The sequence below is a fragment of the Streptomyces sp. NPDC047525 genome, from assembly GCF_040643025.1.
GTDB lineage: Bacteria > Actinomycetota > Actinomycetes > Streptomycetales > Streptomycetaceae > Streptomyces > Streptomyces durmitorensis.
Genome location: NZ_JBEYTL010000004.1, coordinates 284,436 through 298,560 on the forward strand (window position 1 = coordinate 284,436; position 14,125 = coordinate 298,560).

Sequence of the window (14,125 nt, forward strand, 5' to 3'; positions counted from 1 at the left end):
GGCGGGACCACAGGCACGACAACAGGGGGACGTTCATGAGTGGGCGCGCGCGACTCGCGCTCTGTGCCACGGCGGCCACGCTGATGGCATCGGGTGCGCTGCTGCCGCTCGTCGATCCGGCGACGTGGTTCGTCCAGGCGGCGATCCTGCTCGCGCTGCAGAGCGGCGTGGGCGCGCTCACCCGGCGGGTCCCGCTGGCCCGGCCGGTCACGGTCGCGGTGCAGGCGCTGGTGACCCTGCTGCTCCTGACGCTGGTGTTCGCCCGCGGACAGGCGATCGGCGGGGTGATCCCCGGGCCCGACGTGTTCCGGGAGTTCGGGATGCTGCTCGAGGCGGGCGGCAACGACGTCGGGCAGTACGCGATCCCGGCGCCGCTCAGTGACGGCATCCGGCTGATGCTGGTCGGCGGCGTCCTGGTGATCGGCCTCGCGGTGGACGCCCTCGCGGTGACGTTCCGTACGGCGGCGCCCGCGGGTCTTCCGCTGCTCGCGCTGTACTCCGTCGCCGCGGGGCTCTCCGGGGACGGGGCGGGGTGGCTGTGGTTCCTGCTCGCGGCCGCCGGGTATCTGCTGCTGCTCCTCGCCGAGGGCCGGGACCGGCTCTCCCAGTGGGGGCGGGTCTTCGGGGGCGCGGCGCGCGCGCCCGGACGGATCTCGGGAGGCCTTGAGAGCGACAGCGGCGCCATCGCACCGGTCCGCACGGGGCGGCGCATCGGCGCGGTCGCGCTGGGCATCGCCCTGGTGGTGCCGCTCGCGCTGCCCGCCCTGGACGGCGGTCTCCTCGACGGTTCCGGCGGCGCCGGAGGCTCGGGTTCCGGCGGTGGCGGCACGATCTCCGCGGTGAATCCGCTGGTCGCGCTCCAGGACAGCCTGAACGAACCGGACGACCGCGAGGTCATCTCGTACAAGACGAACGCCAAGGAGACCGAGAACCTCTACCTGCGGATCGTCTCCCTCGACCAGTTCGACGGCACGACCTGGAAGACCACCGTCCGCAGCATCGAGGACGTACCGCCGCGCCTGGAGGACCCGCCCGGTCTCTACCCCGACGTCCCGCGCAGCGAGATCCAGACGAACATCTCGGCCGCCGGGAACTACGCGCAGAACTGGCTGCCGATGCCCTACCCGGCGAGCGAGGTGAAGATCAACGGCCGCTGGCGGTACGAGCCGGTGGGGCGCGCCCTGGTCGGTGACCGCGGCCAGACGACGCGCGGCGCGCAGTACGAGGTCAAGAGCCTCGTCGTGCAGCCGACCGCCGAGCAGCTCGCCGACGCGTCCGCGCCGCCCCGGCAGATCGCGGAAGAGTTCACCAAGGTGCCCGACACCCTGCCGTCCGTGGTCGCGTCCGAGGCCCGCCAGATCACCAAGGGCACCTCGAACGACTACGAGAAGGCAGTCAAGCTCCAGGACTGGTTCGCCTCGAAGGGCGGCTTCACGTACAACACGCAGGTGCGTGCCGGCAGCGGTCCGGCGGCGATCGCCCGCTTCCTGGAGCAGAAGGAAGGCTTCTGCGTCCACTTCTCCTTCGCGATGGCCTCGATGGCGCGGACGCTGGACATCCCGGCGCGCGTCGCGGTGGGCTTCACGCCCGGTGCCGCGCAGGCGGACGGTTCGATGTCGGTCGGCCTGCGGGACGCGCACGCCTGGCCCGAGCTGTACTTCGAGGGCGTGGGCTGGACCCGCTTCGAACCGACCCCGAACCGCGGCACGGTGCCGGACTACACCCGCCCGGACACCCCGTCCGACGGTGCGAGCGACCCGTCGTCGCCGGAGCCGACCTCGTCGTCGGCGCCGTCCGACGTGCCGTCGGCCTCGGCGAGCTGCCCGCCCGACCAGCAGCGGCAGGGCGGCTGCGCGAGCTCGGCCCCGGCGATCGCCGGCGGTTCGGGCGGCGAAGGACCGCCGATCGGCATGATCGTGCTCGTGGCCCTGGGGGCGCTCGTGGTGCTCGGCGTGCCCTTGCTGCCGATGCTGTGGCGCAAGCGGATCCGCGCGGTGCGCCTGGGCTCCCCCGGCCGTACCGAGGCGGACGCGGCGGCACGGACCCTTGCCGCCTGGCTCGAAGTGACCGACACGGCCTGGGACCACGGGATCAGGCCGGACGAGTCGCAGACCCCGCGCAAGGCCGCGGCCCGGATCGTCCGCATCGGACAGCTCGCCGCGGCGCCCGCGGAGTCCGTCCATCGGCTGGCTGCCGCGGTCGAGCAGGTGCTCTACGCGCCACGGCCCCAGCCCGCGGCCGGTCTGGCCGACGACGTGCACCGCGTCTGTGACGGTCTGCGGGCCACGGCGGGCCGTCCGGCACGGCTGCGGGCAACGCTTGCCCCGCGTTCGGCCGCACGGGTGGTGTGGGCGGTCTCGGACCGCGGGACGGCGCTCAAGGAGCGGTGGTCCGAGCGGATCGCGAAGCGGTGGACAGCGCTGCGGAGGCCTTCGCGGCCGTCGCAGCCGTCGCAGCAGGAGGGCTGAGGCCGGGGCCCCCTCCGGGAGGGGGCCCGAGGACTGCGAAGACCTGCGAAGACCTGCGAAAGAGGACATGCGTAAGGGGTGACCGCCTGGGCGGTCACCCCTTACGCATGCTCGTGTACGCGTGTTCGTGCGCTCTGCTGAAGAGCTAGAAACTCATTGGCCCTGTTCGTCGCGGCGGCGCTGCCAACGCTGCTCGATCCGGTCCATCATCGACCGGCGCTGCCTGGTCTGCCGACGGGCGGCCGGGGCTGCGCCCGGTGCCGTGGGCGTGCCTGCGGCCGGTTGTTCACCTGGCTTCGGCGCTTTGCGCCATCCGGTGACGGCGAGCACCGCACATCCCAGCATGACGAGGAATCCCACCACGCTCACCCAGATCTGCTGGGCGACCATTCCGGCCATGAGAAGGGCGATACCTACAAGGAAGCCCGCGACCGCTTGGTAGACCCGTCGCCGGGTGTACGTACGCAGCCCGCTTCCCTCGAGCGCTGTCGCGAACTTGGGATCTTCGGCGTACAGCGCTCGCTCCATCTGCTCGAGCATGCGCTGCTCGTGCTCCGAGAGCGGCACGGAGTCCTCCTCATCGTGCAGTCGCCGGGGCGACCGGGGGTCCCCTTCAGGATAGGCAGGGAATCGCCCCCGTGAAACCCGCCCCTCTGCGCCAACTTCGCCAAACCGGACCACCCTGCCGCTCCGGCTCGCTGAAGCGTGCATTCCCCAGCGGCCGGTCCGGCATGCCGGACGGTCTGCCTCGATCATACGGCGCCCATAGCCCGTTCGGGGGGTGTGTGCCGTACTCCATGTGCGGCTGCGTCGCTGATCAGCGAGGCAGCCACGGCCGGCGTCAGGCCTCGTCGGCATCCCGGGTCTCACCCAGCACATGGAGCTGGGTGGCCACGGAGTGGAAGGCGGCGAGCTCAGCGGCGGCCGCCTCCAGCTTGAGGAGGGCCTCCAGGGCGCCGGGCTCGGTGTCCACGAGGACGCCGGGAACCAGGTCCGCGAAGACCCGCACGCCGTGCACCGCGTCGACCCTGATGCCCGTGCCCTCGACCAGATCGGTGAGCTGCTCGGCGGTGAAGCGCCGGGGCACGGGGTCGCCGTCGCCCCAGCGTCCCGCCGGGTCGCCGAGCGCCTGCCTGGCCTCGGTGAAGTGCCCGGCGAGCGCCCTGGCGAGCACGGCTCCGCCGAGGCCGGCGGCGAGCAGGCTGAGGGTGCCGGAGGGGCGCAGCGCGCTGACCGCGTTGCGCACGCCCTCGGCGGGGTCGTCCACGTACTCCAGGACGCCGTGACACAGGACGGCGTCGAACCCGGCGCGCTCCACGACGTCGAAGAGGCCGTGTACGTCGCCCTGGACGCCGCGCACCCGGTCCGCGACGCCTGCCTCGGCGGCCCTGCGCTCCAGCGCGAAGAGGGCGTTCGGGCTCGGGTCGACGACCGTGACACGGTGGCCGAGGCGGGCGACGGGCACGGCGAAGTTGCCGCTGCCGCCTCCGGTGTCGAGCACGTCGAGGGAGTGTGACTCCCGGCCCGTGGCCTTGACCCGGCGGTCGAGAGCGTCCTTCAGGACCTCCCAGACCACGGCGGTACGGAGAGAAGCGCGGGGGCGCATCGGGTCCGACACGGCAGTTGACTCCTCGGCGCGTCCACCGCATGTCCGCGGCGGAGCTAGGGGGTTCCCTCCGCCTGCTCTTGCCGCAGGAAGGAGGGTGCGGGCGCTCCCACCCTATTGCCTTCGGCCCACTGCCCCGTCACCCGTCTCAGCTCGCGTCCGGCGGCTCCTGCCTGGGCTGGGGCAGCACCGGCTGCAGCACCAGCATCCGCTCGACGATGCGTAAGAACATCGCCACGTCACGCAGCAGATCGTCCGCGTCCCGGACGGTGGCCGCGCCCTGTATGCCCGCCTCCGCGCGGGCCCTGCGCGGCGCGCCGGAGGCGAACAGGGCGCTCCACTCGGTCAGTTCGGGCGCTATCTCGGGGAGCACTTCCCAGGCGCTCCGGATCCGCTGCCTGCGTCGCGTGGTCGTCTCGGGGCGGCCGCGGGCGGCGAGGACCGCGGCCGCGGTGCGCAGGGCCGCGAGATGGGCCGTGGCATAGCGCTCGTTGGGAGTCTCCAGGTGCGCGGCCTCGTCGATGCCGGCGCGGGCCTGGGCGAGCAGTTCGAGTGCGGCGGGCGGGGCCGTGGCCCGGCGCAGGACGGGGTGGACGTCGCTCGCGGGGCCGGTGGCTACAGGGGCAGGGCCGACGGGGCGGTGCCGACGTGCGGCTGCTGCGGAAGTGCTGGCCATGACGAACCTCCTGTCGTCGCGTAACGGCGTGGTGGCCGTATGTGCCCATCGTGGAGTACGCCACTGACAATCGGCTCTGACCTGCACTTTTGCCTCGATCGCGGGTTCGGGCTAGTTTTTGCACTGACCAGTCAGTTCAAAAGAGGGTGCGAGGGGGAACTGTGGACGGGCCAAGCGACGGCGCGCGGGGAGCCGCCGTCACAGCGCGGGGGTTCGGGCTCGAGGGACCGCGGGGCTGGGCGTTCCGCGGGGTCGGTGTCGAGGCCGGCCCCGGGTCGCTGATCGCGGTCGAAGGGCCTTCGGGGTCGGGCCGGACCTGTCTGCTGCTCGCACTCACCGGGCGGATGCGCCCCACGGAGGGCGAGGCTTCCGTGGGGGGCTTCCAGCTGCCCAAGCAGCTCGCCGCCGTGCGCCGGATCAGTGCGCTCGGGCCCGTGCCCGGCGTGACGGATCTCGATCCGGCGCTGACCGTGGCCGAGCATCTGCACGAACGGGCGCTTCTGGAGCGGCGGTTCGGCGGATCCCTGCGGGGTCTGCTGAGGCCGCGGGCCGAGCGGGCGAGCGAGGCACGGCTGCGGATCGACACCGCGCTGACCGCGGCCGGGCTCGACACGGAGTCGCTGCCCAAGGGGCGCCGGACCTCCGTACGTGACCTGGAGCGCCTGGAGGCGCTGCGGCTCTCCGTGGCGCTCGCCCTGATCGGGCGGCCCCGGCTGCTGGGCGTCGACGACGTCGACCTCAAGCTGTCGGAGGCCGAACGGGGCGAGGCCTGGGCCCTGTTGAGGTCCCTCGCACAGAGCGGCACCACCGTCGTCGCCGTGTGCAGCGAAGCACCCGAGGACGCGGTCGCCGTGTCCACGGCCCACAAGCCCGCCGAATCGGCCGACTCGAACGACGACGACAAGGAGACGGCGGATGCGCTCGCCGAAGCTGGCCGCTCTTGAGCTCAGGCGCTTCGGCAGGGGGAAGCTGCCGCGCGCGGCCCTCGCCGCGCTCCTGCTGCTGCCCCTGCTGTACGGCGCGCTGTACCTGTGCTCGTTCTGGGACCCGTACGGCCGTCTCGACCGCATCCCCGTGGCGCTCGTCAACGACGACAGGGGAGCCACGGCCGCGGGCAAGAAGCTCGCGGTGGGCGACGGCATCGTCGACGGGCTCGAGGACAGCAAGACCTTCGACTGGCACGAGGTGAGCTCCGCCGAGGCGCGCAAGGGCGTCGAGGACGGGACGTACTACCTGTCCCTGACGATGCCGGCCGACTTCAGCAAGCGCATCGCGTCCAGTTCGGGGGACTCCCCCGAGACGGGCGCTCTTCGGGTCCGTACGAACGACGCCAACAACTACATCGTCGGGCAGATCTCCCGGACGGTCTTCTCCGAGGTGCGCACGGCGGCCTCCACCAAGGCGTCGCGCTCCTTCCTCGACAAGATCTTCATCTCGTTCTCCGACATCCACGGGGCGACCGAGAAGGCCGCCAAGGGTGCCGACAAGCTCGACAGCGGCATCGGAGAGGCCAAGAAGGGCTCGAAGAAGCTCGTGACCGGCCTCAAGGACGCCAAGGACGGCAGCAGCGACCTGGCAGGGGGCATCAAGAAGCTCGACAAGGGCGCCGGTGACCTCCAGAGCGGTTCGAAGAAGGTCTCGGACGGCACCCAGAAGCTGGCCGACAAGGTCAACGGCACCGCGGACCAGGTGCGGCCCTTCCTGAAGGACAACGGCAAGACCATCGGGGACACGGCCCAGCTCGTCGCCGACTCCTCCAAGGCCCTGCGGGGCAACCTGGACACCTGGGTCAAGCTCGCACCCGGGGCGGCCGAGGACGCCAAGAAGGGGTCCGAGATCATCGGCGGCCTCTACACGGAGCGCTGCGAGAACCTCCCGGTCCCCGACCCGGGCTGCCCGCAGCTCAAGAAGGCCAAGACGGCCGCGGAGAACGTGTCGACCATCGCGGACGACATGAACACCGTGATCAAGGACCAGGACAGCGACGTCAAGAAGCTCAAGAGGCACCTGACCACGCTGGAGAAGAAGTCCCAGAAGCTCGCCGACCGCGCGCCGCACCTCAACGAGGACCTCGACAAGGCCGTCACCCAGATCAACGACCTCAACACGGGCGCGGGGAAGGTCGCCAAGGGCGCCAAGAAGCTGCACACCGGCCTCGGCACCGCCAAGACCGGCGCCACGGACCTGGACGCGGGCGTCGGCAAGCTCAAGACGGGCGCGAGTGACCTCAAGGGCGGCATGTTCAAGCTGGCCGACGGCTCCGAGAAGCTGTCCGGCGGGCTGCACGACGGCGTCAAGAAGATCCCCGACTACGACAAGAAGGACCGCGACCAGCGCACCGACGTCATGGCCGACCCGGTGCAGCTCGCCTCCCAGTCGATGCACAAGGCGCCCAACTACGGCACGGGCTTCGCCCCGTACTTCATCCCGCTGTCCCTGTGGGTCGGCGCGATGGTGGCGTACATGCTGATCCAGCCGCTCAACCGGCGCGCGCTCGCCGCGGGCGCCTCCGCCTGGCGGATCGCGTTCGCGGGCTGGCTGCCGGTCGCCGCACTCGGCGTGCTCCAGACAGGGGCCCTGATGTCGGTCCTGCACTGGGGCCTTGGCCTGCAGATGACGCGTGCGGCCGGGACGGTGGGCTTCCTCTGCCTGGTGACGTGCTGCTTCGCGGCGATCGTGCAGTGGCTGAACGCGCGCTTCGGGGCGGCCGGGCGGATCCTCGTCCTCGCGGCCCTGATGCTCCAGCTGACCTCGGCGGGCGGCACGTACCCCGTCCAGACGAGTCCGTCGTTCTTCGGCGCGATCCACCCCTTCCTGCCGATGAGTTACGTCGTCGACGCCCTGCGCAGGCTCATCACGGGCGGCGGTCTCGGCCCCGTGTGGCAGGCGTGCGTGGTCCTCACGGCCTTCACCGCGGGCGCCCTGGCGCTCACCGCGCTCTCCGCGCGCCGCAAGCAGGTGTGGACCCTGGACCGGCTGCACCCGGAGCTGAGCCTGTGAGACCCGGAACCGAGCCTGTGCGGGCGGCAAGACCTGTGAGAATCAGGCCCATGGACAGCAGCGCAACCAGCACCCGGCGTGAGGCCACCCGGCAGAAGCTCTACGAGGCCGCCGTCACCCTCATCGCGGAGCAGGGTTTCTCGGCCACGACGGTCGACGAGATCGCCGAGCGGGCCGGGGTCGCGAAGGGCACGGTCTACTACAACTTCGCGAGCAAATCGGTCCTCTTCGAAGAGCTGCTTCGGCACGGCGTCGGGCTGCTCACCGCCTCCCTGAAGGAGGCGGCCGAGAAGGCGGCGGGCAGCGGCGGCACGCAGGTCGACGCGCTGGACGCGATGATCAGGGCGGGCCTGGTCTTCATCGACCGCTACCCCGCCTTCACCCAGCTGTACGTGGCCGAGCTGTGGCGCACCAACCGCGCCTGGCAGTCCACCCTGATGGTGGTCAGGCAGCAGGCGGTCGCCGTCGTCGAGGACGTCCTGCGGGCCGGCGTGCAGAACGGCGAGCTCAGCGAGGAGATCGACATCCCCCTGACGGCCGCCGCGCTCGTCGGGATGGTCCTGGTGGCCGCGCTCGACTGGCAGGCCTTCCAGCCGGAGCGCTCCCTCGACGACGTCCACTCGGCGCTCTCGCGACTGCTGCAGGGCCGGGTGAGCGGAGGGCGCTGAGCCCTCCCGGCGCGCCCGCGCCGCGCGCGAAAAGGTGCCGGTCCGGTGCCTCCTGATCTCCAGGCGGCACCGGACCGGCGCCTTTTGCGTTCCCCCGCGTTCCCCCGTGTCCCCCGCGTTCCCCCGTTCGGCCCCCCGGGTGGTCATCCCCGGGCCGCCGCCCGTCACCCCGTGTCTCGCTCCCACCTTCGGCGGGGTGGGAGGAGCGGTTAAGGGCGCCGCGCCGTTCCGCCGCCCCGTGTCGGCGGTACGGGCGCTGCGCCCCTCTCCGTGTCCCTCACTCTTCCGTCTGCGCAGGTCGGGACCCATCCGCGCTGATACTCATCTCCATCACTAGGTACGGATACTCAGACCTGGGTGCTCATCCCCAGGCCGGAACGTTCCCTACTGGTTACGATCGCGTCCGTGTCCGTACTCCCCCTGGTCTTCACCAGCGGCTGGGCCAGCGGGATCAACGCGTACGCCGTGGTCCTTCTGCTCGGCGTCTTCGGCGCGACCGGGATCACCGACGAGGTGCCCGAGTCGCTGCAGCGTCCTGATGTGCTGATCGTCGCCGGGGTCCTCTTCGCCTGCGAGGCCGTCGCCGACAAGATCCCTTACGTGGACTCGGTGTGGGACACCGTGCACACCGTGATCCGGCCGGTGTCCGGCGCCGTGGTGGGTGCGCTGCTCGCGGGCCAGAGCGGTTCACTGCCCGACCTGGCGGCGGGGGCGGTGGGCGGTTCGACCGCGCTGGCCAGCCACTGCGTGAAGGCCGGGACGCGGATGGCGATCAACACCTCGCCGGAGCCGTTCAGCAACGTCATCGTGAGCACGGCGGAGGATCTCGGGGTCGGCGGGATCGTCAGCTTCGCGATGTTCTATCCGGAGGCGGCCGCGATCATCGCGGCGGTGCTGCTGGTGCTCGGCCTGATCCTGCTGTACTTCCTGGTCTCGCGGATCCGGCGGTTCCTGCGGCGCAGGGCACAGCGGCGCGAGGAGAGAAGGCTCGCGGCGCACGCGGGCCGGCCGCCGGACTGAGGGCTCCCGGCGTGACTGTCAGTGGTGGCCGATAAAGTCCCTGGCATGGCACGGATTGTGGTGATCGGCGCCGGGATGGGCGCGATGGCGGCCGCCGCCCGGCTGGCCGTCGCGGGCCACCGAGTGGTGGTGCACGAGCGGTCGGGTACGTACGGCGGCGCGCTCGGCAGCGTGGAGCGGGACGGCTTCGTCTTCGACACGGGCCCCGGGCTCCTGCATCTCCCCGCCGTCTATCGCGACCTGTTCGTGAAGACGGGCAAGGAGCCGCTGGAGAAATGCGTCGAGCTGTCCCAGGTGGAGCCCGCCGTGCGGCACGTCTTCGCAGACGGCACGGCGGCCGACCTGCCGAACGCCTCACGCGCGGGCGTGGGCGAGGCCCTCGACGCGGCGCTCGGCACCGGTGCGGGCGCCGCCTGGTCGGCGTACATGAACCGCGCCCGTGAGGCATGGGACCGCACCCGGCGCCCCCTCCTGGAAGAGCCGCTCTGGCCGAACTGGCAGGTCCTCGCCGACCGCGAGCCCTATCCCTCGGTGCCGCACAAGCGCCTCCTGCGGCGCGAGCGGCGCGCGAGCACCCTCACCGAGGTTGGCGAGCTCGAACTGGGCGGCGACGCACGGCTCCTCGCGCTCCTCGAGCAGTACGCCCTCGCGTGCGGCCTCGACCCCCGGGCGACCCCGGCGAGCGCGGCCGTCCTGCCCTACCTGGAACACACCTTCGGCGCATGGTCCGTGCGCGGCGGGATGCGCGCACTCGCGACCGCCGTGTACGAGCGGTGTCTGGACCGGCGGGTCGCGTTCGCGTTCGACTCCCCCGTCGTCCGGATCATCGAGAAGGACGGCCGGGCGGCGGGCGTCGAGCTCGCGGACGGGACGGCGGAAGAGGCGGACTTCGTGGTCGCCGGGCTCGCGCCGGGCGCACTGGACGGCTTGCTGTCCGGTGTATCCGGCATGTCCGGCGCATCCGGTGTGAACATACGGGCGGAGGGTGAAGTGCAGGCCCGGTCCGGACTGCCCAGCCGCCTCATGGTCCTCCTCGCGCTGCGCGGCGCGAGGCCCGAGGGCACGCCTCACCGGACGGTGCTTCACACACCCGACCGCCGGGACGAGCTCGACCGGCTCTTCGGGGACCGTCCCGGACTGCCCGCCGCCCCCACCCTCACGGTGCTGCGCCCGGATGACCCGGCGCTCACGCCCGACGCGGGGCATGAGGCGGTCACGCTGACGGCCACGGTGCCCGCGCACACGGAGGTCGCCGAAGCGGACGTGGAGCGCCTGCTCGACCGTGCCGATGCCGTGGTGCCCGGGCTGCGGGAGCGCCTGCTGTGGCACGAGGTCCGCACCCCCGCCGACATCGCGCGGGCCACCGGCGCCGACGGCGGCGCGGTCCCGCCCCCGTCCCTCGCGGCGGGCGACGGCCGGCTGCTGCACCCGGCCAACAGCACGCGCCTGCCGGGGCTCTTCGCGGCCGGCGGCTGGGCGCACCCGGGCGGCGGGCTTCCGCACGCGGGCATGTCGGGCACGCTGGTGGCCGGACTGATCGTGGAGGGACCGGACTTCCGGGGCTCGCAGTGAACCGGGGCTCGCGGTGAGCCGACGCTCCCGCTGATCAGTACCGGTACTGCTCGTTGTACCCCGCGTCGTAACCGTTCCCCTGGGACTGGTCGCCCTGGTAGGGGTACGGCTGCTCCGGTGGGAGTTCGCCGCCGTACTGGCCGTAGGGGTCCTCGACGCTGCGCTGCTGGGGCACCCAGACCCCGCCGGGCGGCGTCTCGTTGTACGTCCCGGCCCCGGTGCCGTACGGATCGGCGGCGGGAGCGGCGGGATAGGGGGCGTACTGCTGCTGGTCGCCGTACGTGTCGTAGCTCTGCTGGCCGCCGTACGTCTGCGTCCCGATGTACGGGTCGGAGTACGCGGCGTACTGCTGCTGGCCCGTCTCGCCGTACGCGTACGGCTGCTGGGGGTCATAGCCCGCGGCGGCGTACGTGTCGTAGCCGTAGCCGCTGTCCGCGGTGGCGGACTGCTGCTGGTCGTACGCCGTGTCGCTGTAGATGCCGTACTGCCCGGTGTCGTCGGGCAGCGGCTCCGGCGCGTAGACCCCGGTGCCGGGGGCGGTCTCGGGCGGCGGCCCTGCCGGGCCCGCCTGCTCGTACTCGAGGTCGGAGACCTGGAGCGTCGGGTCCTGGGAGGCCTCCGCACCGCCCCGCGGCGTCGTCTTGCGGCGCTTGCTCAGGCCGGGCTGGCCGCCGAGCGCCCAGCCGGTCGAGAAGCCGCGACGGAACGACAGCGTCACGTACGTCTGTCCCGTGGCGAAGGCGATCGCGCCGATCCCGATGACGACCACCGACGGCAGCAGCACGCCGATGACCACGCCGAGGAAGCCGCCGAAGGCGAGCAGCCGCCAGCGCAGCCGCGCCTTGTACTGCAGCAGCACCTCGCCGAGCAGCCACAGCGCGACGCATCCGAACGCGATGTAGAGGACCGTCCAGCCCATGTACGCCCCTCTCCCCGCGGCCGCCGCCCTCAGGGGTACGGCCGGTCAGGCCTGCGGGTGATGCAGGCCCAGATTCTCGTAGATTTCCAGAGTCGCCGTGGAGTTGTTGAGCGTGATGAAGTGCAGCCCCGGGACACCCTCGGCCAGCAACCGCGCGCAGAACTCCGTCGCGAACTCGATGCCAATGGAGCGTACAGCCGCCGGATCGTCTTTGGCTGTGAGGATGCGCTCTTTGAGCGCGGGCGGGAAGGAAGCGTTGCTGAGCTGGGGCAGCCGCTCCAGCATGCGCACGTTCGTCACCGGCATGATCTCGGGGATGATCGGCGTCGAACAGCCCGCGGCCTCGACCCGGTCGCGAAGGCGCAGATACTCCTCCGGGTAGAAGAACATCTGTGTGATCGCGTAGTCGGCGCCCGCGCGGCACTTGTCGACGAAGTGCCGGACGTCGGTGTCCCAGTCGGCCGAGCGCGGATGCATCGCGGGGAAGGCCGCGACGCCCACGCAGAAGTCGCCCGACTCCTTGATCAGCTGGACCAGTTCGGCGGCGTACTCAAGGCCCTTGGGGTGCTTGACCCAGTCGGCGAGGGGGTCGCCGGGCGGGTCGCCGCGGACCGCGAGCATGTTCCTGATGCCGGCGTCCGCGTACTGCCCGATGATGTTGCGCAGTTCGGCCACGGAGTGGTCGACCGCGGTCAGGTGGGCGACCGGCGTGAGCGTCGAGTCGGCGACGATCTGCTCCGTCTCCTTGACCGTGCCCGCACGCGTCGAGCCGCCCGCTCCGTACGTCACGGAGACGAAGCTGGGGGCCACCGCCTCGACCCTGCGCAGGGCGTTCCACAGGTTCCGCTCGCCCTTCGGGGTCTTCGGCGCCGAGAACTCGAACGAGTACGTCGTCTTGCCGGTCGCGAGCATGTCGCGCACGGTGCGTGCGCGATCAGATCTGGTGGAAGCAGTGCCTAGGGCCATACGGGCAGGTTAGCGACGGGGTACCGCTACCGGCCAATCTCCGTCCAACCTGCGGACACCGTCCCCGGAGGTTGGCCGAAGATCGCCGATCAGGCCGAACGCAGCCGCTTCGCGAAGTCGGCCGCCGCGGCCGCCGGATCGTCCGCCTCGGTGATCGCCCGCACGACGACGACGCGGCGGGCGCCCGCTTCGAGCACCTCGTCGAGGTTGCCCGCGTCGATGCCGCCGATGGCGAACCACGGGCGGTCCGTGCCGAGCGAGGCCGTGTACCGGACGAGGTCGAGCCCCGGAGCGTGCCGGCCCGGCTTGGTGGGGGTCGGCCAGCAGGGTCCCGTGCAGAAGTAGTCCACGCCGTCCTGCGTCGCCGCGGCGGCGGCCTCGGCGTCGGCATGCGTGGAGCGGCCGATGAGCACGTCGTCGCCCAGGACGCGGCGGGCCGCGGGCACCGGCAGGTCGCCCTGGCCCAGGTGAAGGACGTCGGCGCCGATGGCGTGCGCGACGTCCGCGCGGTCGTTCACCGCGAGGAGCTTGCCGTGCCTGCGGGCGGCGTCGGCGAAGACCTGGAGGTGTTCGAGCTCCTCGGCCGCCTCCATGCCCTTGTCCCGCAGCTGCACGATGTCGACACCGCCGCCGAGGACGGCGTCGAGGAACTCGGGGAGGTCTCCCTGGCGCTTGCGGGCGTCCACGCACAGGTAGAGGCGGGCGTCCGCGAGCTGCTCGCGGGCAGGCTTGATGGCCATGGAGATGTCCCCCCGGGGTTGTCGGTGGCCCACGGGCCGCGTGTCCACGGGGGACGCGCGGCCCGTACGCAACGGTTTTCCGTGTCGGTCAGACGGCGAGCGCCTGGGCGCGACGCTTCACCTCCGTGCCGCGATTCTCGCTCAGAGCCTGCGCGGGGGTGCCGGGCAGGGTCTCGTCAGGAGTGAAGAGCCACTCCAGCATTTCTTCGTCGGAGAAGCCGTCGTCCCTCAGGAGCGTCAGGGTGCCGGTGAGGCCCTTGACGATCTTGTCGCCGTCGATGAAGGCGGCCGGCACCGCGAGCGCGCGGTTCTCACCACGGCGCACGGCGATCAGCTGGCCCTCCTTGACCAGCTGGCGCACACGCGTCACCTCGACGTCGAGCATTTCTGCGATGTCGGGGAGGTGGAGCCACTCGGGGACGAGAGCATCAGTCTTTGCGTCAATCTCGGTCACGGGGTCAAGCGTATCTCCGGGCACCGACAGCGGCCG

At 71.8% G+C, this 14,125-nt stretch carries 13 protein-coding genes; 6 read left to right on the plus strand and 7 right to left on the minus strand.

The annotated features are described in order from the left end of the window. Positions 1-35: 35 nt before the first annotated feature. The gene (locus ABZ833_RS13685) at positions 36-2,468 is read left to right on the plus strand and encodes a DUF3488 and transglutaminase-like domain-containing protein (RefSeq protein WP_361045492.1); all 2,433 of its coding nucleotides are present in this window, start codon (positions 36-38) and stop codon (positions 2,466-2,468) included. 153 nt (positions 2,469-2,621) lie between these two features. Here the strand turns inward: ABZ833_RS13685 and ABZ833_RS13690 are convergent, their stop codons facing one another. The 3 genes from ABZ833_RS13690 to ABZ833_RS13700 all read right to left on the minus strand — a co-directional run bounded on the left by ABZ833_RS13690 (position 2,622) and on the right by ABZ833_RS13700 (position 4,750). Next, complete coding sequence (locus tag ABZ833_RS13690; RefSeq protein ID WP_249590421.1) at positions 2,622-3,035, minus strand: DUF3040 domain-containing protein; 414 nt, start codon at positions 3,033-3,035, stop codon at positions 2,622-2,624. 274 nt (positions 3,036-3,309) lie between these two features. Then, positions 3,310-4,086 carry a methyltransferase gene (locus tag ABZ833_RS13695; protein ID WP_249590420.1) on the minus strand — a complete coding sequence of 259 codons (777 nt, stop codon included), beginning with the start codon at positions 4,084-4,086 and terminating at the stop codon, positions 3,310-3,312. 136 nt (positions 4,087-4,222) lie between these two features. Next, positions 4,223-4,750: an SAV_6107 family HEPN domain-containing protein gene (locus tag ABZ833_RS13700; protein ID WP_249590419.1), complete on the minus strand. Its 528-nt coding sequence runs from the start codon at positions 4,748-4,750 to the stop codon at positions 4,223-4,225. A gap of 161 nt (positions 4,751-4,911) precedes the next feature. On the opposite strand from ABZ833_RS13700, the gene ABZ833_RS13705 reads away from it, so the two are divergent. The 5 genes from ABZ833_RS13705 to ABZ833_RS13725 all read left to right on the plus strand — a co-directional run bounded on the left by ABZ833_RS13705 (position 4,912) and on the right by ABZ833_RS13725 (position 11,010). After that, entirely contained in the window at positions 4,912-5,694 is a 783-nt protein-coding gene (locus tag ABZ833_RS13705) for an ATP-binding cassette domain-containing protein (protein ID WP_361045497.1), read from the plus strand. After that, positions 5,666-7,750 carry a YhgE/Pip domain-containing protein gene (locus ABZ833_RS13710; protein WP_361045499.1) on the plus strand — a complete coding sequence of 695 codons (2,085 nt, stop codon included), beginning with the start codon at positions 5,666-5,668 and terminating at the stop codon, positions 7,748-7,750. Before ABZ833_RS13705 ends, ABZ833_RS13710 begins: the two co-directional genes overlap by 29 nt. A 50-nt stretch (positions 7,751-7,800) precedes the next feature. Further along, positions 7,801-8,418 (plus strand): TetR/AcrR family transcriptional regulator, encoded by a 618-nt coding sequence (locus ABZ833_RS13715; RefSeq protein WP_361045502.1) that lies wholly within the window; start codon positions 7,801-7,803, stop codon positions 8,416-8,418. Between the two features lie 405 nt (positions 8,419-8,823). Next, the gene (locus ABZ833_RS13720) at positions 8,824-9,438 is read left to right on the plus strand and encodes a DUF4126 domain-containing protein (protein ID WP_249590415.1); all 615 of its coding nucleotides are present in this window, start codon (positions 8,824-8,826) and stop codon (positions 9,436-9,438) included. Positions 9,439-9,483: 45 nt separating this feature from the next. Then, on the plus strand, positions 9,484-11,010 hold the full coding sequence (locus tag ABZ833_RS13725) for an NAD(P)/FAD-dependent oxidoreductase (RefSeq protein ID WP_361045505.1): 1,527 nt from the start codon (positions 9,484-9,486) through the stop codon (positions 11,008-11,010). A 34-nt stretch (positions 11,011-11,044) separates the two neighbouring features. Here the strand turns inward: ABZ833_RS13725 and ABZ833_RS13730 are convergent, their stop codons facing one another. The 4 genes from ABZ833_RS13730 to ABZ833_RS13745 all read right to left on the minus strand — a co-directional run bounded on the left by ABZ833_RS13730 (position 11,045) and on the right by ABZ833_RS13745 (position 14,089). Further along, entirely contained in the window at positions 11,045-11,929 is an 885-nt protein-coding gene (locus tag ABZ833_RS13730; RefSeq protein WP_361045507.1) for a hypothetical protein, read from the minus strand. Between the two features lie 45 nt (positions 11,930-11,974). After that, complete coding sequence (gene metF / locus ABZ833_RS13735) at positions 11,975-12,895, minus strand: methylenetetrahydrofolate reductase [NAD(P)H] (protein ID WP_361045509.1); 921 nt, start codon at positions 12,893-12,895, stop codon at positions 11,975-11,977. Positions 12,896-12,984: 89 nt separating this feature from the next. After that, complete coding sequence (gene thiE / locus ABZ833_RS13740) at positions 12,985-13,635, minus strand: thiamine phosphate synthase (RefSeq protein ID WP_361045512.1); 651 nt, start codon at positions 13,633-13,635, stop codon at positions 12,985-12,987. Between the two features lie 88 nt (positions 13,636-13,723). Beyond that, positions 13,724-14,089 (minus strand): Rv2175c family DNA-binding protein, encoded by a 366-nt coding sequence (locus ABZ833_RS13745; RefSeq protein WP_361045514.1) that lies wholly within the window; start codon positions 14,087-14,089, stop codon positions 13,724-13,726. Positions 14,090-14,125 lie beyond the last annotated feature (36 nt).

Coding starts and splice junctions, on each gene's coding strand:
- ABZ833_RS13685 (WP_361045492.1), top strand. CDS start 36: ATGAGTGGGCGCGCGCGACTCGCGCTCTGTGCCACGGCGGCCACGCTG.
- ABZ833_RS13700 (WP_249590419.1), bottom strand. CDS start 4,750: ATGGCCAGCACTTCCGCAGCAGCCGCACGTCGGCACCGCCCCGTCGGC.
- ABZ833_RS13710 (WP_361045499.1), top strand. CDS start 5,666: ATGCGCTCGCCGAAGCTGGCCGCTCTTGAGCTCAGGCGCTTCGGCAGG.
- ABZ833_RS13715 (WP_361045502.1), top strand. CDS start 7,801: ATGGACAGCAGCGCAACCAGCACCCGGCGTGAGGCCACCCGGCAGAAG.
- ABZ833_RS13725 (WP_361045505.1), top strand. CDS start 9,484: ATGGCACGGATTGTGGTGATCGGCGCCGGGATGGGCGCGATGGCGGCC.
- ABZ833_RS13730 (WP_361045507.1), bottom strand. CDS start 11,929: ATGGGCTGGACGGTCCTCTACATCGCGTTCGGATGCGTCGCGCTGTGG.
- metF (WP_361045509.1), bottom strand. CDS start 12,895: ATGGCCCTAGGCACTGCTTCCACCAGATCTGATCGCGCACGCACCGTG.
- thiE (WP_361045512.1), bottom strand. CDS start 13,635: ATGGCCATCAAGCCTGCCCGCGAGCAGCTCGCGGACGCCCGCCTCTAC.